General features: G+C 50.7%; 25 protein-coding genes. 14 read left to right on the top strand and 11 right to left on the bottom strand.

Features of this window, described 5'->3' with window-relative positions; translation table 11 throughout:
• Nucleotides 1-49: 49 nt before the first annotated feature.
• Entirely contained in the window at nucleotides 50-910 is an 861-nt protein-coding gene (locus tag MNO13_RS13555) for a LysR substrate-binding domain-containing protein (RefSeq protein ID WP_121813360.1), read from the bottom strand.
• Nucleotides 911-1,032: 122 nt separating this feature from the next.
• Here MNO13_RS13555 and MNO13_RS13550 point away from each other — a divergent pair, with 122 nt between their 5' ends.
• From MNO13_RS13550 to MNO13_RS13540, 3 genes are all read left to right on the top strand, one after another.
• The gene (locus MNO13_RS13550) at nucleotides 1,033-2,202 is read left to right on the top strand and encodes a pyridoxal phosphate-dependent aminotransferase (RefSeq protein WP_064547106.1); all 1,170 of its coding nucleotides are present in this window, start codon (nucleotides 1,033-1,035) and stop codon (nucleotides 2,200-2,202) included.
• A 12-nt stretch (nucleotides 2,203-2,214) separates the two neighbouring features.
• A complete protein-coding gene (locus MNO13_RS13545) occupies nucleotides 2,215-2,991 on the top strand; it encodes an ABC transporter substrate-binding protein (protein WP_121813361.1) in 777 nt (258 codons plus the stop codon).
• Nucleotides 2,992-3,207: 216 nt separating this feature from the next.
• Nucleotides 3,208-4,863 carry a glucan biosynthesis protein D gene (locus MNO13_RS13540; RefSeq protein WP_241938884.1) on the top strand — a complete coding sequence of 552 codons (1,656 nt, stop codon included), beginning with the start codon at nucleotides 3,208-3,210 and terminating at the stop codon, nucleotides 4,861-4,863.
• Nucleotides 4,864-5,071: 208 nt separating this feature from the next.
• Here MNO13_RS13540 and hpxO read toward each other — a convergent pair whose 3' ends face one another.
• Nucleotides 5,072-6,229, bottom strand: a complete 1,158-nt coding sequence (gene hpxO, locus MNO13_RS13535; protein ID WP_241938883.1) for an FAD-dependent urate hydroxylase HpxO — start codon at nucleotides 6,227-6,229, stop codon at nucleotides 5,072-5,074.
• A 181-nt stretch (nucleotides 6,230-6,410) separates the two neighbouring features.
• Here hpxO and rimL point away from each other — a divergent pair, with 181 nt between their 5' ends.
• Nucleotides 6,411-7,004 carry a 50S ribosomal protein L7/L12-serine acetyltransferase gene (rimL, locus tag MNO13_RS13530; protein ID WP_241938882.1) on the top strand — a complete coding sequence of 198 codons (594 nt, stop codon included), beginning with the start codon at nucleotides 6,411-6,413 and terminating at the stop codon, nucleotides 7,002-7,004.
• Here the strand turns inward: rimL and ydcK are convergent.
• Nucleotides 6,989-7,918 carry a YdcK family protein gene (ydcK, locus tag MNO13_RS13525; RefSeq protein WP_241938881.1) on the bottom strand — a complete coding sequence of 310 codons (930 nt, stop codon included), beginning with the start codon at nucleotides 7,916-7,918 and terminating at the stop codon, nucleotides 6,989-6,991. The genes rimL and ydcK overlap by 16 nt on opposite strands.
• A 121-nt stretch (nucleotides 7,919-8,039) precedes the next feature.
• On the opposite strand from ydcK, the gene tehA reads away from it, so the two are divergent.
• Both tehA and tehB read left to right on the top strand, forming a co-directional pair.
• Nucleotides 8,040-9,029: a dicarboxylate transporter/tellurite-resistance protein TehA gene (gene tehA, locus MNO13_RS13520; RefSeq protein ID WP_064547092.1), complete on the top strand. Its 990-nt coding sequence runs from the start codon at nucleotides 8,040-8,042 to the stop codon at nucleotides 9,027-9,029.
• Between the two features lies 1 nt (nucleotide 9,030).
• Nucleotides 9,031-9,618: a tellurite resistance methyltransferase TehB gene (gene tehB, locus MNO13_RS13515; RefSeq protein ID WP_422387194.1), complete on the top strand. Its 588-nt coding sequence runs from the start codon at nucleotides 9,031-9,033 to the stop codon at nucleotides 9,616-9,618.
• Here tehB and MNO13_RS13510 read toward each other — a convergent pair.
• Complete coding sequence (locus tag MNO13_RS13510) at nucleotides 9,615-10,007, bottom strand: VOC family protein (protein ID WP_133521378.1); 393 nt, start codon at nucleotides 10,005-10,007, stop codon at nucleotides 9,615-9,617. The genes tehB and MNO13_RS13510 overlap by 4 nt on opposite strands.
• A gap of 195 nt (nucleotides 10,008-10,202) precedes the next feature.
• On the opposite strand from MNO13_RS13510, the gene MNO13_RS13505 reads away from it, so the two are divergent.
• Complete coding sequence (locus MNO13_RS13505; RefSeq protein ID WP_121813368.1) at nucleotides 10,203-10,874, top strand: DUF3313 domain-containing protein; 672 nt, start codon at nucleotides 10,203-10,205, stop codon at nucleotides 10,872-10,874.
• Nucleotides 10,875-10,908: 34 nt separating this feature from the next.
• Here MNO13_RS13505 and MNO13_RS13500 read toward each other — a convergent pair whose 3' ends face one another.
• Entirely contained in the window at nucleotides 10,909-11,814 is a 906-nt protein-coding gene (locus MNO13_RS13500; protein ID WP_064547086.1) for a DMT family transporter, read from the bottom strand.
• Nucleotides 11,815-11,992: 178 nt separating this feature from the next.
• On the opposite strand from MNO13_RS13500, the gene MNO13_RS13495 reads away from it, so the two are divergent.
• The gene (locus MNO13_RS13495; protein WP_064547084.1) at nucleotides 11,993-12,865 is read left to right on the top strand and encodes an AraC family transcriptional regulator; all 873 of its coding nucleotides are present in this window, start codon (nucleotides 11,993-11,995) and stop codon (nucleotides 12,863-12,865) included.
• Here MNO13_RS13495 and MNO13_RS13490 read toward each other — a convergent pair.
• Together MNO13_RS13490 and MNO13_RS13485 are read right to left on the bottom strand one after the other, a co-directional pair.
• The gene (locus MNO13_RS13490) at nucleotides 12,845-14,011 is read right to left on the bottom strand and encodes a benzoate/H(+) symporter BenE family transporter (protein ID WP_064547082.1); all 1,167 of its coding nucleotides are present in this window, start codon (nucleotides 14,009-14,011) and stop codon (nucleotides 12,845-12,847) included. The two genes, MNO13_RS13495 and MNO13_RS13490, sit on opposite strands and share 21 nt — an antisense overlap.
• 106 nt (nucleotides 14,012-14,117) lie before the next feature.
• Entirely contained in the window at nucleotides 14,118-16,052 is a 1,935-nt protein-coding gene (locus MNO13_RS13485; RefSeq protein ID WP_121813369.1) for a putative bifunctional diguanylate cyclase/phosphodiesterase, read from the bottom strand.
• Nucleotides 16,053-16,337: 285 nt separating this feature from the next.
• On the opposite strand from MNO13_RS13485, the gene MNO13_RS13480 reads away from it, so the two are divergent.
• Nucleotides 16,338-18,299 carry a peptidase U32 family protein gene (locus tag MNO13_RS13480; RefSeq protein WP_241938880.1) on the top strand — a complete coding sequence of 654 codons (1,962 nt, stop codon included), beginning with the start codon at nucleotides 16,338-16,340 and terminating at the stop codon, nucleotides 18,297-18,299.
• Between the two features lie 98 nt (nucleotides 18,300-18,397).
• On the opposite strand, the gene MNO13_RS13475 is transcribed toward MNO13_RS13480, so the two are convergent.
• The gene (locus tag MNO13_RS13475) at nucleotides 18,398-19,261 is read right to left on the bottom strand and encodes a LysR family transcriptional regulator (protein ID WP_241938879.1); all 864 of its coding nucleotides are present in this window, start codon (nucleotides 19,259-19,261) and stop codon (nucleotides 18,398-18,400) included.
• A gap of 102 nt (nucleotides 19,262-19,363) precedes the next feature.
• Here MNO13_RS13475 and MNO13_RS13470 point away from each other — a divergent pair, with 102 nt between their 5' ends.
• On the top strand, nucleotides 19,364-19,804 hold the full coding sequence (locus MNO13_RS13470; protein ID WP_064547074.1) for a multidrug/biocide efflux PACE transporter: 441 nt from the start codon (nucleotides 19,364-19,366) through the stop codon (nucleotides 19,802-19,804).
• A gap of 74 nt (nucleotides 19,805-19,878) precedes the next feature.
• On the opposite strand, the gene tam is transcribed toward MNO13_RS13470, so the two are convergent.
• Nucleotides 19,879-20,652: a trans-aconitate 2-methyltransferase gene (gene tam / locus MNO13_RS13465; protein WP_241938878.1), complete on the bottom strand. Its 774-nt coding sequence runs from the start codon at nucleotides 20,650-20,652 to the stop codon at nucleotides 19,879-19,881.
• 104 nt (nucleotides 20,653-20,756) lie between these two features.
• Here tam and MNO13_RS13460 point away from each other — a divergent pair, with 104 nt between their 5' ends.
• Nucleotides 20,757-21,788: a DUF2157 domain-containing protein gene (locus tag MNO13_RS13460; RefSeq protein ID WP_232885956.1), complete on the top strand. Its 1,032-nt coding sequence runs from the start codon at nucleotides 20,757-20,759 to the stop codon at nucleotides 21,786-21,788.
• A 70-nt stretch (nucleotides 21,789-21,858) separates the two neighbouring features.
• Nucleotides 21,859-22,152 (top strand): hypothetical protein, encoded by a 294-nt coding sequence (locus tag MNO13_RS13455; RefSeq protein ID WP_064547068.1) that lies wholly within the window; start codon nucleotides 21,859-21,861, stop codon nucleotides 22,150-22,152.
• A 132-nt stretch (nucleotides 22,153-22,284) separates the two neighbouring features.
• Here MNO13_RS13455 and MNO13_RS13450 read toward each other — a convergent pair whose 3' ends face one another.
• The gene (locus MNO13_RS13450; protein WP_064547066.1) at nucleotides 22,285-22,659 is read right to left on the bottom strand and encodes an RcnB family protein; all 375 of its coding nucleotides are present in this window, start codon (nucleotides 22,657-22,659) and stop codon (nucleotides 22,285-22,287) included.
• A gap of 70 nt (nucleotides 22,660-22,729) precedes the next feature.
• On the bottom strand, nucleotides 22,730-23,749 hold the full coding sequence (gene ftrA, locus MNO13_RS13445) for a transcriptional regulator FtrA (RefSeq protein WP_232885977.1): 1,020 nt from the start codon (nucleotides 23,747-23,749) through the stop codon (nucleotides 22,730-22,732).
• A 65-nt stretch (nucleotides 23,750-23,814) separates the two neighbouring features.
• Between ftrA and MNO13_RS13440 the strand changes: the two genes are divergently transcribed.
• Entirely contained in the window at nucleotides 23,815-24,204 is a 390-nt protein-coding gene (locus tag MNO13_RS13440; RefSeq protein ID WP_241938877.1) for a rhodanese-like domain-containing protein, read from the top strand.
• A 77-nt stretch (nucleotides 24,205-24,281) separates the two neighbouring features.
• Complete coding sequence (locus MNO13_RS13435) at nucleotides 24,282-24,782, top strand: DUF1993 domain-containing protein (protein ID WP_064547062.1); 501 nt, start codon at nucleotides 24,282-24,284, stop codon at nucleotides 24,780-24,782.
• Nucleotides 24,783-24,797 lie beyond the last annotated feature (15 nt).

The following is a 24,797-nucleotide window of genomic DNA, read 5'->3' as shown; positions in this document are numbered from 1 at the left end:
ATGACGCTCACGCTTATCCGACCTACGCGCTTTGGTGCGTCATCCACCATTATTCACTTAGCGTCAGTAAACTGTGTTTGAAGGCTTCAAGGTCGGCGCTGTTTTCATTTGCATGGCGTAGCACCAGTCGATAACACGCCCCCGTTTTCACCTGGCTGGCAAACGGCTGCACCAACCGGCCACGCCGCAAATCTTCGGCCACTAGTGTTGCATCGGCAATTGCGATACCAAATCCTTGAATCGCGGCGCTGATCGCTAAATCCATGGTGTCGAAGTGTTGATTTTTATTCATAACAGGAGCGATGTCGGTATTTTGCGCCAGCCACAGTGACCAGTCGGTACGATCGCGTGTGGGATGCAGGAAGGTGTAGCGGCTCAGTATCTCAGCGGTGAGCGGCTCTTCCGGGAGCAACTGTTGGCTGACTACCGGCGTGAGGCACTCCTCAAACAGCAACGTGCCGTGGTTATCTGTATGCCCGAAAATAATCGCGGCATCATATGACTCGTTTTTGAAATTCACGCCATGTTCGACGGTGGTGGTGAGCGCCACCTGGATTTCAGGTGCGGTGCTCTCCAGTTGCACAAGCTTTGGCACCAGCCAGCGCATGGCGCAGGTTGGGGCTTTCAGGCGGATGACACTGGATTTATGGCAGGCGTTGTTCGCCACACTCAACAAATGCTCAAAGGCGTGCTGCATTTCTGGCAGCAGGGTGTTGCCTTGCGGGGTTAAATGCAGCCCACGGGCATGGCGGTCAAACAGCGCATAGCCGAGCCATTCTTCGAGTGTTGAGATTTTACGGCTCACAGCGCCCTGCGTCAGACAAAGCTCTTTTGCGGCGCGAGTCAGATTCAAATGTTTGGCCGTCACCAGAAAAGCATCAACCGTATTCAGAGGGAAATTGCGCCGCATATGTGATGGCTCTCCGTTGAGCTATGAATTTTTTGCATGGCTATTATGACAACAATTCGGTTGTGGTAGCAACCCGTTACAGTTTGAATAGTTATGCAAATCGCGCATATACAGGAGCGGCCATGACCATGCAAACCCCGGTGCAACTTCGTTCAAAATTACCGGATGTTGGAACCACTATTTTTACCGTTATCGGCCAACTGTCGGCGCAACATAACGCCATCAACCTTTCGCAAGGCGCACCTAATTTTTCACCTGACCCGAAGTTGGTTGCGGGTGTCAGCAAAGCGATGCAGGAAAATCATAACCAGTACGCATCGATGACCGGTTTCAGGCCGCTAAAAACGCTGATCGCTGAAAAAGTGGCGGCGCTTTATGGCTCACATTATGACGTTGACGATGAAATTTTAGTCACCGCCAGCGCCAGCGAAGGGCTTTATTCCGCCATCAGCGGGTTAGTGCATCCGGGTGACGAAGTGATTTACTTCGAACCCTCTTTTGATAGCTACGCACCGATTGTCCGTTTGCAGGGGGCGACACCGGTCGCGCTAAAACTGGCGCTGCCGGATTTCACCGTTGACTGGGATGAAGTCCGCGCGGCAATCACGCCACGCACGCGTATGATCATTATCAACACGCCGCATAACCCGAGCGGGCAGGTGTTCAACGCCCATGACCTGGAAATGCTGGCGGCGCTGACGCGTAACACCGACATCATTATTTTGTCCGATGAAGTCTACGAGCACATCGTGTTTGATGGTGAACGCCATCACGGCATGGCAACGCACCCGGCACTGGCCGAACGCAGCGTTATCGTTTCGTCATTTGGTAAAACCTTCCATGTGACCGGCTGGCGCGTGGGGTATTGCCTGGCTCCTGCGGAACTGATGGCAGAAATCTGCAAAGTGCACCAGTTCCTGATGTTTTCCGCCGACACGCCGATGCAGCATGCGTTTGCTGAATATATGAAAAACCCGGACACTTATTTATCGCTGGCGGCGTTTTATCAACGTAAACGCGATTTAATGCAGTCATTATTGGCGGAGTCGCCATTTAAGCTGCTGCCAAGTGCAGGGTCGTTCTTCCTGCTGGCGAAGTTCGATCATTTCAGCGATGAATCTGACAGTGAAATGGTGAAGCGCCTGATTACTCAATATGGCGTGGCGACGATACCGCTCTCTGCGTTTTATACCGATGGGACAGACAACAAGTTGATTCGTTTGTCATTTGCGAAAGATGAAGCTACGTTACGTGCGGGTGCTCAGGCACTTTGCCAGGTTAAGCCACGCTGATACGAGGTCATAATGAAAAAAGTTTATGCATTAAGTTTATTGGTTGGGATGTGCGCTTCATTCTCTGCTTTTGCAGCAAGCGAAATGCGTTACGGCGTGGAAGCCGAGTATCCACCGTTTGAAAGCCGTAACACGGCGGGCGAGCTGGAAGGGTTTGATATCGATTTGGGTAACGCGATTTGTCAAGCGGCAAGCCTGAAATGTTCATGGGTGGAAACCTCATTTGACGCCTTGATTCCGGGGCTGATGGCGAAGAAATTCGATGCGATTAACTCGGCGATGAACATCACCGAACAGCGCCGTAAAAGTATCGATTTTACCCAGCCAATCTACCGTATTCCGTCACAACTGGTGGGCAAAGCCGATAGCGGTATGGAAGCCACGCCAGAAGGGCTGAAGGGTAAAACTATCGGTGTTCTGCAAGGTTCCATTCAGGAAACTTATGCCAAAGAACACTGGGAAAAACACGGTGTCACGGTTGTGTCCTATAAAGATCAAAATATGGCGTGGGGTGATTTGCTCAATGGCCGTATTGATGCGTCGCTGGTGATGTCAGCCGCAGGCCAGGCCGGTTTCCTGAGTAAACCGCAGGGCAAAGGTTTTGGCTTTATTGGCAAGCCGGTGAGCGACGATACCATTTTGGGCAGCGGTATCGGCTACGGTTTGCGTAAAGGCGACGAAGCAACCAAGAAGCAGCTTGATGCGGCAATCGACAAAGTGCGTGCTGATGGCACCATCACTACGCTTGCGAAGAAGTATTTCCCGGGTATTGATGTCAGTGTGAAGTAAGTTTTTCTTTGTAGGGTGGGTAAGCGAAAGCGTCATCCACCGTTTACGCTTATCCACCCTACAAATCACGAAATAATTAGTGATTCGTTGCGTAAAGGTCTGTGTCTCTGATTGGTTTTTCAGTGATTTTTGTCTAGAGTGTGCGGTCTAGATTTTGCCGCTGTTCTGCCCCTGGTGGGACCAAACACATCGACAATGAAGGACTATTTTTCAGGCATGAACCGTAGACGTTTTATCAAAGCCTCAATGGCTCTCGCCGCAGTCAGCGGCACAACTTCACTTGCCACGCTCTTCTCACGCGCCGCTTACGCGTCAGAGTCTGAAATTGCCGATGGTCGCACCACCGAGTTCGATTTCTCTGTGCTCCAGTCAATGGCTCACGACCTGTCGAAGAAACCGTGGGTTGGCAAACCGCGCCCGTTGCCGGACACCCTGGCAAACTTAACGCCTCAGGCTTACAACGCCATTCAGTATGATGCTGAGCATTCACTGTGGAATAACGTTGAAAACCGCCAGCTTGATGTGCAGTTTTTCCACGTGGGGATGGGCTTCCGCCGCCGGGTACGCATGTTCTCTGTTGACGCCACATCTCATCAGGCGCGTGAAATTCACTTCCGCCCTGAGCTGTTCAAATACAACGATGCAGGCGTAGATACTAAACAGCTTGAAGGCCAGATTGATCTTGGCTTTGCCGGGTTTAAAGCCTTTAAATCGCCAGAACTGGCGCGTCGTGACGTGGTTTCCTTCCTTGGCGCGAGCTACTTCCGTGCGGTAGATAAAACTTACCAGTACGGCTTGTCTGCACGTGGGCTGGCGGTCAACACCTATACCGACCAACTGGAAGAGTTCCCGGACTTTACCGCGTTCTGGTTTGAAACCGCGAAAGCAGGTGACAGCAAATTTGTGGTCTACGCTCTGTTGGATAGCGCAAGCGTCACCGGAGCCTACAAATTTAATATTAGCTGCGAATCCGAACGTGTGGTGATGGATGTCGAAAACCATCTGTATGCGCGTGAAGATATTAAGCAACTGGGTATCGCGCCGATGACCAGTATGTTCGCATGTGGCACTAACGAACGCCGGATGTGCGACACCATCCACCCGCAAATTCACGACTCTGACCGCCTGGCGATGTGGCGTGGAAATGGCGAGTGGGTGACGCGTCCATTGAATAACCCGCAGAAATTGCAGTTCAATGCTTACACCGACAACAACCCGAAAGGGTTTGGTTTGCTGCAACTAGACCATGAGTTTGCCAACTACCAGGACATTATGGGCTGGTATAACAAACGCCCAAGTCTGTGGGTTGAACCGCTGAACAAGTGGGGCAAAGGCACCATCGGCCTGATGGAAATCCCAACTACCGGTGAAACGCTGGATAATATCGTTTGCTTCTGGCAGCCGGAAAAACCGGTGAAAGCGGGTGATGAACTGTCGTTCAAATATCGCTTGTACTGGAGTGGTTTGCCGCCAATCCAGTCGCCGCTGGCGCGCGTTTACGCAACACGCACCGGAATGGGGAGTTTCCCGGAAGGTTGGGCACCAGGCGAGCATTTCCCAGAGAAATGGTCACGCCGTTTCGCGATTGATTTTATCGGTGGTGATTTGAAAAACGCAGCACCGAAAGGGATCGAGCCGGTTATCACACTGTCTAACGGTGAAGCCAGGCAGATTGAAATTTTGTACGTCGAGCCGTTCAACGGTTACCGCATTCTGTTTGACTGGTACCCAACTGACGACTCAACCGATCCGGTCGATATGCGCATGTTCCTGCGTTGCCAGGGCGATGCCATCAGTGAAACCTGGTTGTATCACTACTTCCCGCCAGCACCGGATAAACGTAAATACGTTGATGACCGCATCATGAAGTAAAAAATGGTGGATGACGTTTGCACTTACCCCCTACAGGGCACGGTTTTCGTAGGTTGGATAAGCGCAGCGTCATCCGACAAACGAGTGTAAAACCATAGCATTTGTAGGTCGGATAAGCGCAGCGTCATCCGACAAACGAGTGTAAAACCTTAGCATTTGTAGGTCGGATAAGCGCAGCGTCATCCGACAAAAGGGTGCCACCCACTCTCTACTCCAGCGGCCCGCCAAGAATAGTTTCACGCATCCCAGAAAGTACCCGTTCACCGGTTTCGCTTTTCAGTTCCTCATACCAGTTGTGGGTGATGTTCATATCCTTTCCGTGGGTCACATCGCAGCGTTTACGCGCTTTGAGTACCAGATCTTTGACGCGCCAGGCACGTTTTTGCTGGTAGCGTTGCAGGGCATCTTCCACGCCTAATGAGTTGGTTTGCAGCGCCATAGCCAGTACCACCGCGTCTTCCATGGCAGCACAACCACCCTGGCCAATATCCGGCGTGGTGCTGTGGCCGGAGTCGCCGAGTAGCGCCACGCGCCCACGCACTAGTTGCATAAATGGCTCGATATCATGAATTTCTATGCGGTTGGTGGTGTCGGGTTTAATCGCGGAAATCAATTTTTGTACCGGTTCAGCCCAACCGGCAAAGTAGCGCGTTAAATCAGCTTTAACGGTGGTGCGGTCTTCTGGTAGCCCTTTCTCAAGGGGAACATCAAAGAAGAAGTAAAAACGATTACCGGCAACTGGCATTAAAGAAACCCGTTTTCCTTCGCCAACAAATGTTGTCCATTGATTGGCCGGGGCAATAGATTCGTCAATTTCCACCAGACCGTTCCAGTTAACGTAACCGGCGTAGCGGCGTTCTGTCTGGTGACCAAGAACATACGGGCGGATCAGGGAGTGGGTGCCATCAGCGGCAATTAGCACATCGCCCACCGCGATATGCCCATCTTCAAAATACGCTCGTACGCCGCCATCAAATTCTTCGACTTTAGCCACGCGTTTGCCAAACTGAATATCTGTGCGGCCATAGGTATCGATCAGCATGTCTTGCAGTTCAGCCCGCGCCACAGGATAGGGGCGTTCGCCGACGCTTTTGATTAAAGGATCGAGACTAAAACGCGTCAGGGTTTGGCCGTGGACAAACTCTTTGTAGGCCATGAATTCCATCGGCCCACCGAGTTGCTGAAGCTGCTCTTTCATGCCGAGCCAGTTCAGGCATTTTACGCCATTGGGCCAAATTGAAATCGCCGCACCGACGGGTTTGATCTCTTTCACCGCTTCATAGACTTCCGTTGCAATGCCACATCTTTTCAGGGCAATTGCCGCTGAAAGTCCACCAATGCCGCCGCCAATTATGATCGCTTTCATCAGAGTCTCCTTTGGGTTACAAAGATGTTAAGCAATATCTATACCAGCGTGGTAAACCGTTCAGTTCAGCGGTGGCAGGCGGCGCGTGGCAAATCTATTGTGCAAAAGTGGGGAAACCTGGTGGTGCAAAGATTTATTCTGCACCATTATTTCCCACAGAAACCAAAGAAGGAGAGGTAGCGTGCGGGATTCCGATAACTGGCAAGACGACCTGATTAACATTGACGACAGCATTACGTTGCACTCTATCCACGAATGTTACGTGGATGAAATCTTTGCGCTGGTGCAGAAGAATAAAGCCTGGCTGCGAATGGCGATGGATTGGCCGCAATATGTTTTGTCGGTTGAGGATTCGCGCAAAATGGCGCAGGGTAACTACCTGTTGCATCATCGCGGTTACGCGAAAATGTTCCTGATATTTCAGCAGCAGAAAATGGTTGGGGTCATTTCGTTTAACCAGATTGAACCCACTAATAAAGTGGCTTACATCGGTTATTGGCTGGATAAAGACGCTCAGGGGCAAGGGATTATTTCCCGCGCACTACAGGCCGTGGTTGAGAAATATTCCCGCGAAGGAATGGTGCGCCGTTTTGTCATTAAGTGCATCGTCAGTAATACCGCCAGCAACCAGGTGGCGTTGCGCAATGGCTTCACGCTTGAAGGCCGTCTGAAACAGGCCGAGTTTTTAAACGGCGTATTTTATGACCAGAATATTTACGGACGAATCGTGGAACAGGGCGATAGCCTTTCCCGCTCGGCTCAATACACGCCATAAAATGGCGAGCGCGTGACACGTTGTTCGCCGTTAATATCCTTAATCCCACGAATATGAATCAGTTCGCCTCCCAGACCATCCACCGCCGCCTTATCGTAAATGTTCACGCTATTCTCGATTAACACATTACCGGTAATGCGCGCCTGGCCGTAGATTTGCACCTTGTTGTCGAGCTGAATCGGCCCGCCGATAAGCGTGGCATCATCGAAAATATGCACCTGATGTTTTAATACACAATCGCCTTTAATCAGCGCGTTACCATAAACTTGCGAGGAGTAACGAATAGTTGGGATTTGGTCATCGCCGCGCCCGGCAATAATCCGCGCATTGTCAAACACGCGCGCACAGTCGCAAACCCAAATATTGTTCTCGTCATTGCCTTCAAGAATGGCGTGGCCGAAAATTTCGGCGCGGTGTTCAATAAAAGCATTGTTGACCAGGGCATTGCCAAAAATTTGCGCCTGATGTACCACGCGGGATGCGTTTATGGTGGCGTTGCCGTAAATTTGCAGCAACTTATTGTCGTCGGCAGTCAACCCACGAACGGCAATCACCTGGCTGCCGTTCAGGATGCGAGCTGCATCGAAAATCCGGCATTCACCGCTGATCAGTGATTGTTCAACGAAGCTTTTACCGCTGACATGGGCCTGGTGGCAAAGGGTAGAGCTGCCATGAATTTGCGCATCCTCAGTCACGCATGAGCCACCGAAAACCACGCTTTCGTGGCCATAAATCCAGCAATGGCCTTGCTGGCTGAGATTGTCTTCGTTTTCAATCCAGCCCCCAAGTTGCCCGGCTTTAACATCGCTGAAATCGCAAAGTGCGACCACCTGCCAAAGTTTCACCTGTTGTTTTGTGCCATCAACCAGATAATCATGCAGACGTGCGTCACCCATTAGCTGATACTTGTTCATCCGATGTGCCTCAGTATTTGTTTCAATCGCTGTTTAAAACGTAGCAGGTAAATCCCCTGGTGGTGTTCTGCTGCGCCATCGCATAAAATGCACCCAAACTAAATTTTAAGATTTAAAATAAATGGATAAATCAGTAACCCGTCCCATGCTCAACCTCCCGGCTGGGTATTTTGGCATCGTGCTTGGTGTCATCGGCATGGGCTTTGCGTGGCGTTATGCCGCCAAAATTTGGTCAGTTTCACCTGCCATTGGTGATGCACTGGAAAGCCTGGCGATGGCTATCTGGCTGGCGTTAGCCGTGGCTTTTATCGTGCGTCTGGTTAAATATCCGCACAGCGTGGTAGAAGAAATCAATCACCCGCTAAAGGGGAGCTTTGTCAGCTTATTCCCCGCAACCACGATGCTGGTTTCTATCGCGCTGGAACCTTACTTTCGCTTTTTGGCTGCTGGGCTGTTTGCCTTCGGTGCGTTGGTGCAACTGGCTTACGCGGCATGGCAAAGTGCGGGGATGTGGCGGGGCAAGCTTCCGGCGGCTGACACCACTCCAGGGCTTTATTTGCCGACGGTGGCGAATAATTTTATCAGCGCCATGGCTTGCGGAGCGCTGGGATATCACGATCTGGGGATTTTATTCTTCGGGGCGGGGGTATTTTCCTGGTTAAGTCTTGAGCCTGCTATTTTGCAACGTTTGCGTAGCGGCGGTGAGTTACCAACCCCTGTGCGTACCTCGCTTGGTATCCAGCTTGCTCCGGCGTTGGTGGCGTGCAATGCGTACCTGAGTGTCAACGGTGGGCAAGCGGATTTCTTCGCCAAAATGCTGTTTGGTTACGGGCTGCTGCAATTGCTGTTCATGTTGCGCCTGATGCCCTGGTATCTGAAGCAACCCTTTAACGCGTCGTTTTGGAGCTTCTCGTTCGGTCTTTCTGCCCTGGCGACGACGGCGCTGCATTTAAGCCACAGCAGTAATGACGGGCTTTTTAGCGCCATCGCACTGCCGCTGTTTATTTTCACTAATGTTATTATCGGTCTGTTACTGGTGCGCACGGTTGCCTTGCTTTACCAGGGTAAATTACTGTTACGTAGCGAACGGCCTACGAAAAGGACAAATTAAGATGGCTTCTGAAAACTATTACACCGAGAAATATGGTTTAACCCGCACTCACTCTGAAGTGCTGAATGCGGTCACCATCGTCCCACCGGGTAAAACGCTGGATCTCGGTTGTGGCAGCGGGCGCAACAGTTTGTATCTGAATCAAAAAGGGTTTGATGTGACCGCCTGGGATAAAAACCAGATAAGTATCAGCAACCTGAATAAAATTATTGCAGCAGAAGGGCTGAAAAACATCATCACCGATGTGGTTGATTTGAACACATTGGCGTTCGACGGTGAGTACGATTTTATCCTGTCGACTGTGGTGATGATGTTTTTAGAACGCGATACCATTCCTGGATTAATTGCGAATATGCAGCGTTGCACCAAACCTGGGGGCTATAACTTAATCGTTGCCGCCATGGACACCGAAGATTTCCCTTGTACTGTCGGTTTTCCATTTGCTTTTGCTGAAGGTGAATTACGCAATTATTACGCGGGCTGGGAATTACTTAAATATAACGAAGATGTCGGTGAATTACATAAGACCGACGAGCAAGGTAATCGTATTAAATTACGTTTCGCCACTATGTTGGCACGCAAAAATTAACCTATTGGCCACGCGCGGTTTTGTAACACAGTGCGATAGCCATCGTTATCAATAAAGGTACGACCGGCGACATCCCAATAAGGATTAAAACTATTAATGGTTAAAAAACCTGCATTCAGCATTTGCTGGCAGGTTTTTTGCCATAGGATGTTATCTGGATAATAAAGTACCAACAGGTCGTCCACGGTAGCCGCAGGTTCGACCGGGTGGCGGTGGCATACAGTAAACTCAAGGTGCCAGTTTAAATCGCTGCGCCCAAGCATGATGCCGCTAAAACCATCATGTTCATCAAAATTCCCCAGTTCTTGCAAACCTAAGCCGAGGCAATACAACTTTTTACTTTCTGCAAGATCGGTAACTGGTCGGGCAATGCGCAGATGAGGGATCATGTTTATTCCTTATTATTTGTCGTAATTATGTATTTTAGATTATACATACAAAAATAATTATTATTTATCTGTGAGTAGCAATAAAATTCACTCTGAAAAGTTTGGTTTTAAACTCATTAGCATTTTTCACCGCTTATTATTCTCCTTTTTATTGCTATAACGCGCTCGCTTACATGCAATCTAAACGGAGGATTAATGAAAACTTCAATGTTTTTAAAAGTAGTCTGTCTTACAGGAATATTAGCGTTAGCGGGTTGTGCTTCTTCTACACCGGAACCTGAAAAATATTCAGGATTCTTAAAAGACTATTCTGGGCTGGAAAAAACTGAAACGACCACGGGCAGAACTATCGTGCGTTGGGTTGACCCTGACTATAAAGGGAGCAATTACGACAGCCTGGTGTATAACCCGATCACCTATTACCCGGAGCCACAACCGAACACACAAATTGGCAGGAAAGTGTTGGACGGTTTGTTGAACTACACCAATACCAAACTTAAGAGTGCTGCCCAAGCGCGCATCCCACTGGTGGCGACATCAGGCCCTCGCAGCCTGATCTTCCGTGGTGCCATCACCGCAGTAGACAGTTCTAAAGAAGGTCTGCAATTCTACGAAGTGGTGCCTATTGCGCTGGTTGTCGCAGGTACGCAAGCGGCGACGGGCCACCGTACTATGAACACCAACCTCTATTTCGAGGCGGAACTCATTGATGCGGCAACGCAGAAAACGGTGATGCGTGTGGTGCGTAAAGGCGAAGGCGAAGATTTAAGCAATGAAAATACGGAGATGACGCTGGATACGCTTAAACAGGTTATTGATGATCTGGCGACAGATGCCTCAACATTTGATACTCAACAGAAATCGTGAATCTAAAGGGAGCCTGGCTCCCTTTTTAATCGCTTTACACCGTGCGTTTGCGCCACGTCAGCAAGTTAAACATCCCCGGTTTCGAGAACATCACCAGATTCCCCAGCAGGATCATCACCAGCCCGATAATCGCATTGCTGTGCCAGATGTAACCTTCATAGAGCGTTGACAGACTAAGCGCGACTAACGGGAACAGCAGCGTGCTGTAAGCCGCCTGGCTGGCACCAATACGCCCGACCAGCGTGAAATAGGCACCAAAGGCAATCACCGAACCGAAAATCGCCAGATAGAACAGCGAACCCAGATAGCGTAGCGTGAACTCCGGCATAAACGAATCCCCACGCAATAGAGCCAGCACACCCATGATCACGGTGCCATAAAACATCGCGTAGGTATTGGTGGACAGAGTCTCCAGCCCGCGGCGCTGATGGCGCGTACTGATCATATTGCCCAGCGAGAAACCAAAAGTACCGAGCGCGCTTAAGCCGATCCCCAGCAGCAACGACGGTGCCAGTTGCGTGGCGACCAGGTCATGCCAGAATAGGGCGACCACCCCAGAAATGCCGAGCACCGCCGCTGGCAGCAAGTTTTTGTGCGGGCGCTGGCGGAAGAAAATCATGCTATTCACGGCGTTAAACAGTACCGCCATGGAGAAAATTACCGATTCCAGGCCGGAGCTGATATACGCGGCGGCATGATAAAAGCAGACGAAGTTAAAGCCGAAAACGCAGCCGCCTTGCAGCATACAGAACAGATGGTCGCGCAGACTGATACGACGCAAGCGCCCCAATGCCTTCAGCACCACCAGCATCACTATCGCCGCCACGGCAAAACGCCAGAAAATAGAAACGGGTACGGATACCACGCCTTGCTGCATATAAATGGCTAGCCACGTTGTACCCCAAATCACTACCACCAAAATATAAAGTAACGCATTCATGTTGTTATCTCCCGAAACGGATGGCAGGAGTATCGGTGAAAGCGCGGGCAGATACTTTCATGCAGTTGCGGCGCTTGCATATTCTTGCGGTTTTTTTTACCGGAGGGATTGTTAATGGCTGGTAACAGGCTCGCGCACTACTTAAACTGTGACTCCTGAACTTTGATGGCCGCCCGTTATGACCCAGCCGTATCACGCATTTGAAAATCTTCGCCAGCACAACGCGGTGCTGGAAGATAACGTGCAGCTAGGCTCCGGGATTCAACTCTCGGCGTGGTCAAACAGCCTCGATCGCGTGACGCAATGCAGCGATCACCATACCTTGAGCATGTATGTGAATGAGGGCTACGAAACCTATCAGAAAACCTCGGCGGGCTGGAAGAATGGCGGCGGGCCGGACCGTTTTTGCCTGATGCCAAAAGAGAGCGAAACGACCTGGGATATCCGCAATCACTTTTCGTTTGTGCATCTGTATTGTACTGATGAGCATCTGCGCAATATTGCCGAGCAAATCTGGGATCGCAGCCCGGCGGCTATCCAGCTCGATGAGAAAATCTTCAGTGATGACCCGCGCATTACGCAGTTATATCGCCACTTTTTATTGAGCAGCGACTGGCAACAGCAGGCAAATCATTTGATGTTAAGCACCGCATCGACATTGTTGCTCACCCACCTGGTGCAGACTTACAGCAATGTGCAGTGGCGCTTGCCGAATGTGCGTGGCGGGCTGGCTCCCGTGGTGTTACGCAATATCCAGGCGTACATTGAACAACATCTTAGCGAACCTTTAACCCTGACTGAACTGGCTGTAGAAGCGGGTTTGAGCGAGTTTCATTTTGCGCGCATGTTCAAGCAGTCGACACAACTTGCCCCGCATCAGTATGTGATGCAGCGGCGCATGTTACGCGCCGAAGCGCTGGTGAAAAACAGCCCGTTAACGTTGACCGATATTGCGATGGCTTGCGGATTTAGCTCGGCAAGCCATTTCAGCAATCGCTTTAAAGCCACAATCGGTGTGACACCTTCGCAACTACGCGCGGCGGGAAAGTGAGAACAGCGCGTAACAGATTCCACCCGCTACCAGTCCCCAAAAAGCAGAACCCACGCCCAACAAACTGACGCCTGACGCGGTGACCAAAAATGTCACTATCGCGGCATCGCGCTCCCGTTCGTGGTTTAACGCCTGAAACAAGCTTCCGGCGATGGTGCTCAGCAATGCCAAACCTGCCAGGGTATGAATATAAGCCACCGGGAGTGCGGTGAGTAATGTGGTTATCGAGCCGCCAAAAATACCGGCCAGTAAATAAAATACCCCAGCGGCTGCGGCGGCAAGCCAGCGTTTTGCCGGATCAGGATGAGCTTCGGAACCCTGGCAAATTGCGGCAGTGATTGCAGCAATACAGATTGAAAACACACCGAACGGTGCCAGCAGCAGAGCAATAGCGGCAGTCACGACAATCAGCGGTGAGACGGGAACGTCATAACCCGAAGCTTTTAGCGTAGCGACACCGGGCGCATTTTGTGACGCCATCGTGACGAGGAAGAACGGAATACCGATACCCAGCAAGCTGCTGAGTGAAAAATGCGGAGCCGTAAACTCAGGCATCACCATCGCCACAGGCACGCTGCCGCTTTGCAGATTTCCACTCATCACACAGACCAACAGACCGATAACCATGGCGACCACAACGGCATAACGCGGTGCCCATGCTTTTGCCAACAACCAGCCAAGCAACATGCTCGCGCAAAGCAAAAAATTGCCCTGCAATGAAGTAAAGGCATCGAGGCCAAAGCGCAGCAAAATTCCCGCCAGCATGGCGGCGGAGAGTGTTGAAGGGATGAGGCGCATTAAGCGGGCGAACAGGCCGGTGGCACCACACAGCAGAATCAACAACGAGGAGAAAAGAAAGACGCCAACGGCTTCGTTTAGCGAATGCCCAGGCAGGCTGGTGGCGAGCAGCGCAGCACCTGGCGTTGACCAGGCGGTAAGAATCGGCGTGCGGTACCAAATTGTCAGTACCAGGGTGCTGATACCCATGCCAATCCCCAGCATCGTCAGCCAACCGGCGATCTGCATGGTGTTAGCACCCGCGGCCTCTGCGGCCTGCCAGATGATCGCTGCGGAACTTGCGTAGCCGACTAATACGGCAACAAAACCGGTCAGCACCGTCGGTAACGGAATCGAAATCGAGCGCATCATATCTTCCTTATTGTTGACGGCAAACTATAGCATTACAAACCGTTAACAACAGACCGGATGATATTGAAAAATCTGCAAGATCGTATTCTCGAATGTTGCTGCGTTATTCCGACTTATGCGAAGCATCTCCGAGATAAGCCAGCGCATCCTGGCGTTCCATTGGGCGCGAGAAGAAGTAACCCTGCATATATGGGATGCCACACTGTTCCAGCATATGGCGCTGTGTCTCGGTTTCGACACCTTCAGCAATCACCCGGAAGTTGAGGGTTTTAGACATATCCATCACCGCCTGCACAATAGACAAGCCTTTGTTTTCGATGTGTTGAATAAATGAACGGTCGATTTTAATGTAATCGATATTCATATTCTGGATAACAGAAAGGCTTGAATAACCGGTCCCGAAATCATCGACGGAAAATTTCACACCACACTTCTGCAACTGACTCACTTTATGGTTAACCTGCATTTGTTCAGACTGGAAGATCGATTCCGTCACTTCCAGGTGCAGCAAATGCCCGGGAATAGCCTGCTGTTCGATAACCTGCTTAACGTTATTCACAAAATCTTTATCGTAAAACTGAATCAGAGAAATATTCACGCACATGCAGATTTCGGCGTGGCCCTGGCGCAGCGTCACCAACATTTTGCAGGCTTCTTCCAGAACCCAACTGCCGATTTCGACAATGCGACCGCTTTGTTCCAGCAAGGGAATGAATTCAACAGGCGAGATTTCCTGGTCTTGATAATGCCAGCGTAGTAAGGCTTCAAAGCTGACAATCTGGCCAGCGGAATCAACAATGGGTTGATACACCAGACGCAGTTCCTGGCGCTCAAGTGCGCATTTTAACGCCTCGTTGAGCATGATTTTACGATGCAGATTGTGTTCCAGATTGAGATTATAAAAAGCCATGCGCTCCGGATATTTGCCCTTTTGCGAATACATGGCGATATCAGCCAGTTGGATAAGGCGCGTGACTGAGGTGTCATGTTCCGGGCACACTGAAATCCCAATGGTGGCGTTGAGGGTGATGGTTTGGTCGCCTAAATCTATGGGCTGAGAAAGGGTGGCGGTAATTTTTTGCGCCAGCGCGCGGATCGTCTGATGTCGGTTTTCTTTTACCAGCAAGATAAACTCATCTCCGCCCCAGCGGCACATTAGCGTGTCAGCGGCATTACAGCTTTTTAGCCGCTCACTGATATTCACTAATACGTTGTCGCCAGCATTATGACCGAGCGTGTCATTAATATTTTTAAAACCATCCAGATCGATAAAAAAGATGGCAAAGCCTGTTATATGGTGTTGGTTGAAATCTTGCTCTACACGTTCGACGGCAGATAAAAACGCTGTGCGATTGTATAAACGGGTTAACGAATCTTTATTCGAGATCTCATAAACTTCCTGAGTCCTGATGCGGATAGTTTCTTCCATGCGTGAGACCAGTTTTTTGTTTCTGTAACGTAACAAAATGGCTTCTTTAATATAATTTGCGGAACGTGCTGACGAGATGATCATTATTATCGTGAAGCAAATCCCCAGACCGCCAAGATTAATTTTATATTGTTCGGGCTGCATCATGAGCAAAACTGACATTGGTATCAGGATGATAATGTTGTATATCGAAGCAAGCATGAAATTAGCGGAAAGAATGCTGGTTGCCCCTCCGGCCATGGCGGCCAGAATCACATTGGTAGAGCTGAGTTCTTCGATAGAAAATTGTTGATAGAAAATGACCGCATACAAGCTCCACATCAACGCGGTGAGCAAACATCCGCAAGAAAACCGCATGGTCCAACTCTTTCTGCTTTTGCCTTCTGGAGTGCTTTTTAACCACATGCGTGTATCAACAACTCGAACGGCGAGAATAGCTGTCATCACCAGCCACCAGATGACTTTTGCATGCAGATTATTATTGGTGAAAGTGAAGGCAAGGGTAGTGGCCGCAATAAAGGTAATCAGAATGCCGGGTAATGAGTTGCTGTAGAGCAACCGGACACCTTCTGATTGATAGAGCTTTGAGTGTTCGAGGTTTTTTGTCATTTTCAATTATCTTAACTCTGTCATTCATTTAGCTCCCACATAAACAGACCTAATATGATAACTCATGGTAATTATTTCCATTGTGAGTATAAATTATATCAATATCTAGTACAGCATCTTTAGCTAATTCAGTGTTATTACTGCGTGTGTTAAGCCCAGGAGGAAAAAAATCGCAGCGGAGGAGGCGGATGCACCATTTTCTATGGGTTGCGCAGCTCTTTGCATACGTGCCCAATCTGACTACAATGGCCGCCTTTCGCCCATAACACAGAAAACAAATTCACTATGCGCCTGCACGCCAATCATCTCGAATTACTCAGTCCTGCCCGTGATACCGCCATTGCCCGTGAAGCCATTTTGCATGGTGCGGATGCGGTTTACATCGGTGGGCCTGGCTTTGGCGCTCGCCATAATGCCGGTAACAGCCTGCAAGACCTTGCAGAACTGGTGCCGTTTGCCCATCGTTATGGGGCGAAAATTTTCGTTACGCTCAACACCATTCTGCATGACAACGAACTCGAACCCGCTCGTCATATGATCCACGACCTGTATCAGGCCGGTGTCGATGCGCTGATTGTGCAGGACATGGGCGTGATGGAAATGGATCTACCGCCGATTGAAATTCATGCCAGCACCCAGTGCGACATTCGTAGTGTAGAAAAAGCGAAGTTCCTTTCTGATGTGGGTTTCTCGCAAATCGTGCTGGCGCGTGAATTGAACCTCAAACAAATTCGCGCTATCCACGAAAACGTTGATGCCACCATTGAATTCTTTATTCATGGTGCGTTGTGTGTGGCGTATTCCGGGCAGTGTAATATCTCCCACGCCCAGACAGGGCGCAGTGCAAACCGTGGTGATTGCTCCCAGGCTTGCCGTTTGCCGTACACACTTAAAGACGATCAGGGCCGCGTGGTGGCCTATGAAAAACATCTGCTGTCGATGAAAGACAATGACCAGAGCGCCAACCTGGCGGCGTTGGTCGATGCTGGTGTGCGTTCCTTCAAGATAGAAGGGCGCTACAAAGATATGAGCTATGTGAAAAACATCACCTCGTATTACCGTCAGTTGCTGGATGAATTAATGGACCAGCGCACCGATCTGGTTCGTGCTTCTTCGGGCGTGACCTCGCATTTCTTTATTCCTTCGCCGGACAAAACTTTCCACCGTGGTAGCACCGACTATTTCGTTAACGAGCGTAAAATCGATATCGGCGCGTTCGATTCACCGAAATACATCGGCCTGCCAGTGGGCGAAGTGCTGAAAGTCGGCAAAGATTTCCTTGATGTGAATGTCAGCGATTCATTGACCAACGGCGATGGCCTGAACGTGCTGATTAAACGTGAAATCGTTGGTTTCCGTGCTAATACCGTAGAGAAAACCGGTAAAAATCAGTACCGCGTCTGGCCAAACGAAATGCCGGAAACCCTGAAAAATGTGCGTCCGAACCATCCTCTGAACCGTAACCTTGACCATAACTGGCAGCAGGCGTTGACGAAAACGTCCAGCGAACGCCGGATTGCGGTAGATATGGAGTTAAGCGGTTGGCAGGAACAATTGGTTCTGACGATTACCAGTGAAGAAGGTGTGAGCGTCAGTAAAACGCTGGAAGGGCAGTTCGAAGTGGCGAACAACCCAGAAAAGGCTTACGGCAGCCTGCGTGACAGCCTGGCGAAACTGGGGCAAACCATGTACCAGGCACGCAAAGTCGATCTGAATTTGCCTGCCGCGTTGTTTATTCCCAATAGCCAGCTTAACCAGTTGCGCCGTGAAGCTATTGACGAACTGAGCGAAGCGCGTTTGCAGCAGTACCAACGCGGCAGCCGTAAAGCGGTGAGTGAGCCTGCGCCAGTTTACCCTGATGAACACCTCACTTTCCTGGCCAACGTGTACAACCACAAAGCGCGTGAGTTCTATCAGCGTTACGGCGTGAAATTGATTGATGCGGCGTATGAAGCGCACGAAGAAAAGGGCGAAGTGCCGGTGATGGTAACCAAGCACTGTCTGCGTTTTGCCTTCAACTTATGCCCGAAACAGGCAAAAGGTTCGGTGAAAAGCTGGAAAGCCACCCCCATGCAACTGGTGCATCAGGATGAAGTGCTGACGCTTAAATTTGACTGCAAGCCGTGCGAAATGCACGTGATTGGCAAAATGAAGAATCACATTCTCAAAATGCCTTTGCCGGGCAGCGAGATTGTGGCGTCCATTAGCCCAGACGACTTATTGAAGACGATGCCGAAACGCAAATAAACATTGTTGGATGACGCTGCGTTTATCCGACCTGGGTGACTGATTCTACAATGGTTTTGTAGGTCGGATAAGCCTAAGCGTCATCCGACATTGGCTGCTTAACTCTGCGCCCGCAACTGGTCAATCATCCAGCGCCCTGCGGGCCCAGGTGGCGTTTTATTCGACCACAACACATCCACGTCAATACGCTGCGGCCAGCCTGCAACCGGCAACTCTTGCAAAACATCGTGACCAAACTGCTCGACCAGCCAGCGCGGCAAAATCCCCCAACCAAAACCTTGCTCCGCCATCTCCAGCAGCATCAGTAATGACGGTGACGACCACGTCGGGCCGCCGCTTTTGTTGCGCGTCGGGTCGGTAAAAGTACTCAAACTGAGCTGACGCACGGTTTGCAGGGTGTCCATCTCGACGGCAGGCAAGCGGGCTAACTCATGCTGGCGGTGAATAAAAATCGCCATCTCAGCACCGACCTGCAAACGAGCCACCGTGACATCCACCGGATAACGTGGCTGCACACGCAATACGCCAACGTGGGCGCGGCCAATCTGAATCAGGTCGATAACGTCTTCATCCTCGGCAATCAAACATTCAAACTCGATATCCGGAAAGCGTTGCGAAAAACGTTGCAGGATTGACTCGTGGTGTGCGGTTTGCCACACATCAGACAGCACGAAACTCAGACGCGGTTCGACATCGCCCGCCAGGCGTACCGAGACTTCATTCAGCCGCTCGCTGGCCGCCATAATTGACTGGATATACGGCAAAACATGCTTCCCCTGGTCAGTCAAAACCGGCTGGCGACTCTGGCGATCAAACAGCGTCACCCCTAAATCGGCTTCCAGATTGGCAATCGCAGCACTCACCGTCGACTGGCTTTTCTTGAGCTTACGTGCCGCTGCAGAAAACGATCCGGTTTCGACTGCCTGCAAAAAGGCTTCGAGGGATTCGGGAGAATATTTCATAATCTATCGCTTTTATCGATGGTTACTAACTTCAGTCTACCAGTAATAGCGATGATAATACGCCGCATAGCCATATTGCTTGATTTATCTGGAGTGAGTTTTATGCAGTCTCAAAAAAGAACATTTGCCGAGCGCGTCGTGCATGCGGTGGGTTTTGAAGTTATCGCCATTGCGATTTGTGCGCCGCTGGCGGCGTGGATCCTGAACAAACCCTTATTCCAGATGGGGGCGCTGGCCATCATGCTGTCTACCGTCGCTATGGTCTGGAACATGATTTATAACGCCGGGTTTGATAAGTTCTTCCCGGTCGGGGAAAAGCGTCGGCTGCCGCTGCGCATCGCCCACTCGCTGGGCTTTGAAGGAGGCTTTATTTTGATTGGCCTGCCGCTCGCCGCCTGGATGCTCAACATTTCATTGCTGCAGGCGTTTATGGTCGAGATTGGTTTCTTCCTGTTCTTCCTGCCGTATAGCGTAATTTATAACTGGGGCTATGACACATTGCGTGGCCGCTGGTTTCAGCCGCAGGCGGCTTCCACAAAATAGTGCAAATGGCGGGAGGCGCTAGCGTCATCCACCATTTACGCCAGTTTCGTCGGAAGACGCTGCGCTTTTCCGACCTACGAAAGCGCGATACCGCCTGTTTTGCGCGCCACAATAAACAGCCGTGGGAACAACATCAGCACATTGCCATCGTGTTGTGGCGGATAGGCTTGCTGTAAAAGCGCGTGGTAACGCTCGAGAAATGCCTGCTGCTGAATGTTATCGAGTTTGGCGAGGTACGGACGCAAACCGGTCGAACTGAGCCAGGCAATAATTGCTTGCGCAGACGGCATGACGTGGAAATAGGTGGTGCGCCAGATATCCACGCTGCAACCTGATTGCGCCAGCAAATCGTAATATTGTTGGGCGGATAACAACGCCTCACGTCCGGAATCTCCGTACCCTAGTTCAGCCGCTACCTGGCGCATCAAGGTGTGTGTCGGCTCTTGCCAATTATCCGGCATCTGTACCGCTAAAACCCCGTTATCCGCCAGTTGTGCCGCCAGGTGCGGGAACAACTGAGCATGGTCACTTAACCATTGCAAAGACGCATTCGCATAAATCACATCTTGTTTTATTGTGGGCTGCCAGTGCGCCACATTAGCATTTTCAAACTGGCAATCAGGCAGTGCGGTTCGTGCCTTTTCAAGCATCGCCGGAGAATTATCAATGCCCGTTATCGTCGCCTGTGGGAAGGCCTTATGCAACAACGCAGTGCTGTTACCGGGGCCGCAGCCCAAATCAGAAACGTGTTGCGCCTCAGGGTGCTGAATACGCGCGGCTAATTCCGCGGCTGGGCGGGTACGTTCGGCTGCAAACTGCAAATAAAGAGCGGGGTTCCAGTCCTGCATCGGTTGATCCTCAGACTAAAATGAATGAATCGGAAATTGTGCATCTCATAGATTACGACAAAATGCGTTAACGTGATGTCAATAATCTGGCAAGGAAAACCAATATGAAAGTGACACGCAAACAGCAAAAAATCGTCCTGCGTACCCTGGACGGCTGGCGTCAGGAGGGGGTTATTGACGAGGCAGAGCAGCAGCGGTTGCAACAACATCTCTCGCCGCAACTTTTTGACTGGCAACGGTTAAGCCGTTACGCCTTCTGGATTGCATTGGCTTGCGCGATTATCGCCATTGGAAGCCTGGTCGCCGATGAGTATTTAATGGCGCTACTGTTTGATTTTGGCTATGCCACCCGTGCCATTATTCTGGCGCTAATTGCCACGGCTTGTTACTTCTGGGGCTTTCGTCGCCAGAAACACACGCCAGAAAAGCGCTACAGCAACGAAGCGATCATGTTCCTCGGCGTTTTATTCACTGCACTCACGTTGTCACAAGTGGGTATGGCGCTGGATAACGGTAGCGGGAACGTTGCGCCGCTATTTTTACTGGGCTGTGCGATTTACGCCGTGATTGGCTACCTGAGCCGTTCGGGGTTGATCTGGCTGTTCTTCCTGTTGTCGTTGGGTAGCTATTTTGGGACATCTACAGGTTACGCGTCAGGATGGGGCGCTTACTGGCTGGGTATGAATTACCCGATTCGTTTTGTGTTGTTTGGTGGCGTATTACTTGCCGCCTGCTATCTGCTGCAAAAGCCCTTACAGCAGCGTAATTTATTGAACACCAGCAAAGCGATGGGCTTGTTGTATCTGTTTATCGCGTTATGGATTTTGTCGATCTTTGGCAATTACGACTTCGATATCTGGCAGAGCGTGCGCCAAATTGAACTGCTGCACTGGTCGCTGCTGTTTGCGCTCGCGGCACTGGCGTGTATCTGGATTAGCCTGAAAACCGACGACGGCATGCTGCGAGGTTTTGGGTTAACCTTCCTCGGGATTAATCTTTACACGCGCTATTTCGAACTGTTCTGGGACGGCACCAATAAGGTGATTTTCTTTCTGTTACTGGCCATCTCACTGGCGCTTGTCGGGCGCTATGCCGAGAGAATTTGGCGAGTGGGGGAAGCGGGAAAGTCACACTGAGACTGTCTTTTCTCCTCATCTTTTGCGAGGATAGCGCCAAATTTCGGCTATTAGCAAAAGGGTAAAAAACATGGCTAAGCATCCTACGGGCAAGCATCTGCGTGCGCCAATCGTGTTCAACGACAAAAACGTGTTGGTTTATGTGGTGCGCGGTTCAAAAATTGAAGATATGCCAGCAGACGAAGATGAGGACTATCCAGGCGATATGCAGATGCTGATGCCGCAGTTGTCAAAAGAGTTTGATACGGAGTTAAACGAAACTCTGGAAGAGTGCGGGTCGGGCGATGTGATTGTCTTTATGTGTACCACTGACATGATTTTTGAGTACGGTTACTCGAAGATTAAAACCATGCGCAGTGCTTAAACTATTGCCTGCCGGATAAAATAAAACCCCGGTGGATTACCGGGGTCACTAGACAGGTGTTGTCGGATGGCGCTAGCGCTTATCCGACCTACGAAAAGGTTTAGCATCAGTCTCGGTTTGTTCTGCGGTTACTTAGTGCTGATAAAAAATCTCACCTTTCATAGCGCGTAAAATTTTCCCTTCCGCGTCGCTAATCAACACGTAGTTGCCGCCCATGTACGTCCAGTGGCTACCCGCTTCCGGGGCTGGCAGGTTTCTGATTTTCCAGGCATCAATCTGATAGGGTTTAGTACGGTACAGATCCGGTACGATGTCGCCAATTTTGAATGGCTTATAATCGGCATGGAACTCGGTGATTTCATAAGAGTTTTGTGGTGCAGGGGCCGCAACCGGAGCCTCTGCAGCAGGAGTTGCAACCGGAGCATCTGCTGCCTGAGCGGTCAACGCCATAGGTAAAGAACCGGCCATCAGGGCCGCAGAAAAAAACCACACATTCAATTTACGCATATCTACTCCAGATAAATTCATCTGCTGAACTAATAAAATAATGCCGTTATCTCTATCACGTTGTTTAGCGTCAAGTAATCATTTTTTCGTTACCTGAAGTAAATGCTTTGCGGTATGCCGCGGGAGTGGTCGACAGCTTAGCGCGGAAATGATGGCGTAATGTGGCGGCACTGCCAAAGCCGACACGCTCAGCAATGTCGTCGATGGACAACGTGCTGCTTTCCAGTAAATCACGGCAGCGTGTCAGGCGCATGTTCAGCAACCAGCGTGAGGGTGTGGTGCCGGTAGTCGCGGCAAAACGGCGCAAAAAAGTTCTCGGGCTCATGCCGATAAACGCCGCCAGTGACTCAACGGTATGCTCATCGGCAAGATGACTTTGCAAAAAATCAAATAGCGGGCTGAGGCGCTGGCTTTCATAAGCAGCAGGTATCGGTTGTTCGATAAACTGCGCCTGGCCGCCGACGCGATGTGGCGGCACGACAAGCCTGCGCGCCACGCTGTTGGCGGCAAACTGGCCGTAATCACGCCGCACCAGATGCAAACTCAAATCAATGCCTGCGGCACTGCCAGCGGATGTCAGCACCGAGCCATTATCGATATACAACACATCCGGCATCACCTGAATATCAGGATAACGTTGTTGCAGCTTTTCGGTATAACGCCAGTGCGTTGAGGCCTGTAATCCATTGAGCAAACCGCTGGCTGCCAGCACAAACACACCGGAACAAATCGACATAATCCGTGCGCCACGCGAATGTGCCGCACGTAATGCTGTGCAGAGTTCTTCGGGAACCGGTGCGTCGGCACCGCGCCAGCCAGGTACAATAATGGTTCCGGCTTGCTCTAGCAGAGAAAGCCCACCATCCACCGCCATGCGTATACCACCGGTCGCTCTGAGTTCACCAGGTTCAATACCCGCCACCGCAAATCGATACCAGTTATCGCCCATTTCCGGACGCGGCAGGCCAAACACTTCCACTGCCACACCAAATTCAAAGGTGCACAGGCCGTCATACGCTAGTGCAACAACAAGAGGGTTTTGCAAAGGTGTATCCCGAACGATTGTCATGATCTTCACGTTATCTGTCATTTCTGCCATACGTCAAGCTACACGCTGCGCTCTATAGTGAGATCTCACCACTACGAGGAGGTTTTATGAGTCACGTTACTGATTTTCCCGCTGCCGCCCCAGAAATTGCCGCCGCTCATTTTCTTCAGCGCCTGAACCTTGAAACTGATTGCGATGATGTACACAGCGCGATGAAAGAAGGGGATATGGATTTTGTGCTGCTGCATGTTGTCGGCAGCCCTGAAGCTTATGCCCGTCGCCACATTGCTGGAGCGCTACATTTGCCGCATCGTGAAATATCAGCTGAGCGCATGGCGCAGTGGCCGGCAGATACCTTGTTTGTGGTTTATTGCGCCGGGCCGCATTGCAACGGAGCAGACCGCGCGGCGCTAAAATTAGCGCGCCTGGGGCGTCCGGTGAAAATAATGATTGGTGGGATTACCGGTTGGGTAGATGAAGGATTTAGCTTCGCCTGAGCGCGGAATTCGCTATCCGTGAGGCGAGAAGTGAGTGTAATCTTGCCATCACTTTGTCATGTCTAAAGGAAGTTACAATGTCGATTTACAGTGAAACTAATGCGCAGTTCATTCTTGGTTTAACCAATTTGTCTGCCATCCTTGAGAAGGCCGCCCAGTGGGCGAAAGAGAACGGCAAATCGGAAGAGAGCCTGCTTACGGCGGCACTTGCAGAAGACATGTATCCGCTGGTGCGCCAGGTGCAAATCACCACCGATATGGCAAAACGTGCCGTTGCACGCCTCGGCCGCGTTGAAGCGCCAGTTATGGAAGATAACGAAACCACGATTGCGCAGCTTCAGGCGCGTATCGAAGCCACCATCGCGTTCATGAAAGGGATTAGCGATGCGCAACTCGATGGTGATGACGAGCGCCAAATTGTGGTGATGGCACGCGAGCACGAACTGCGTTTCACCGCGCGCAACTACGTGTATAAATTTGCCACACCAAACTTCTATTTCCACTTCACCACCGCCTACGACATCCTGCGCCAGGCGGGCGTGCCGTTAGGCAAACGTGATTTTGTGGGCCAAATCTAATCTACCTATACCCTA

The sequence above is a fragment of the Buttiauxella ferragutiae genome (assembly GCF_022637515.1).
Lineage (GTDB): Bacteria > Pseudomonadota > Gammaproteobacteria > Enterobacterales > Enterobacteriaceae > Buttiauxella > Buttiauxella ferragutiae.
The sequence above is the reverse complement of the archived record's forward strand: the minus strand, read 5'-3'. Positions and strand labels throughout refer to the sequence as shown.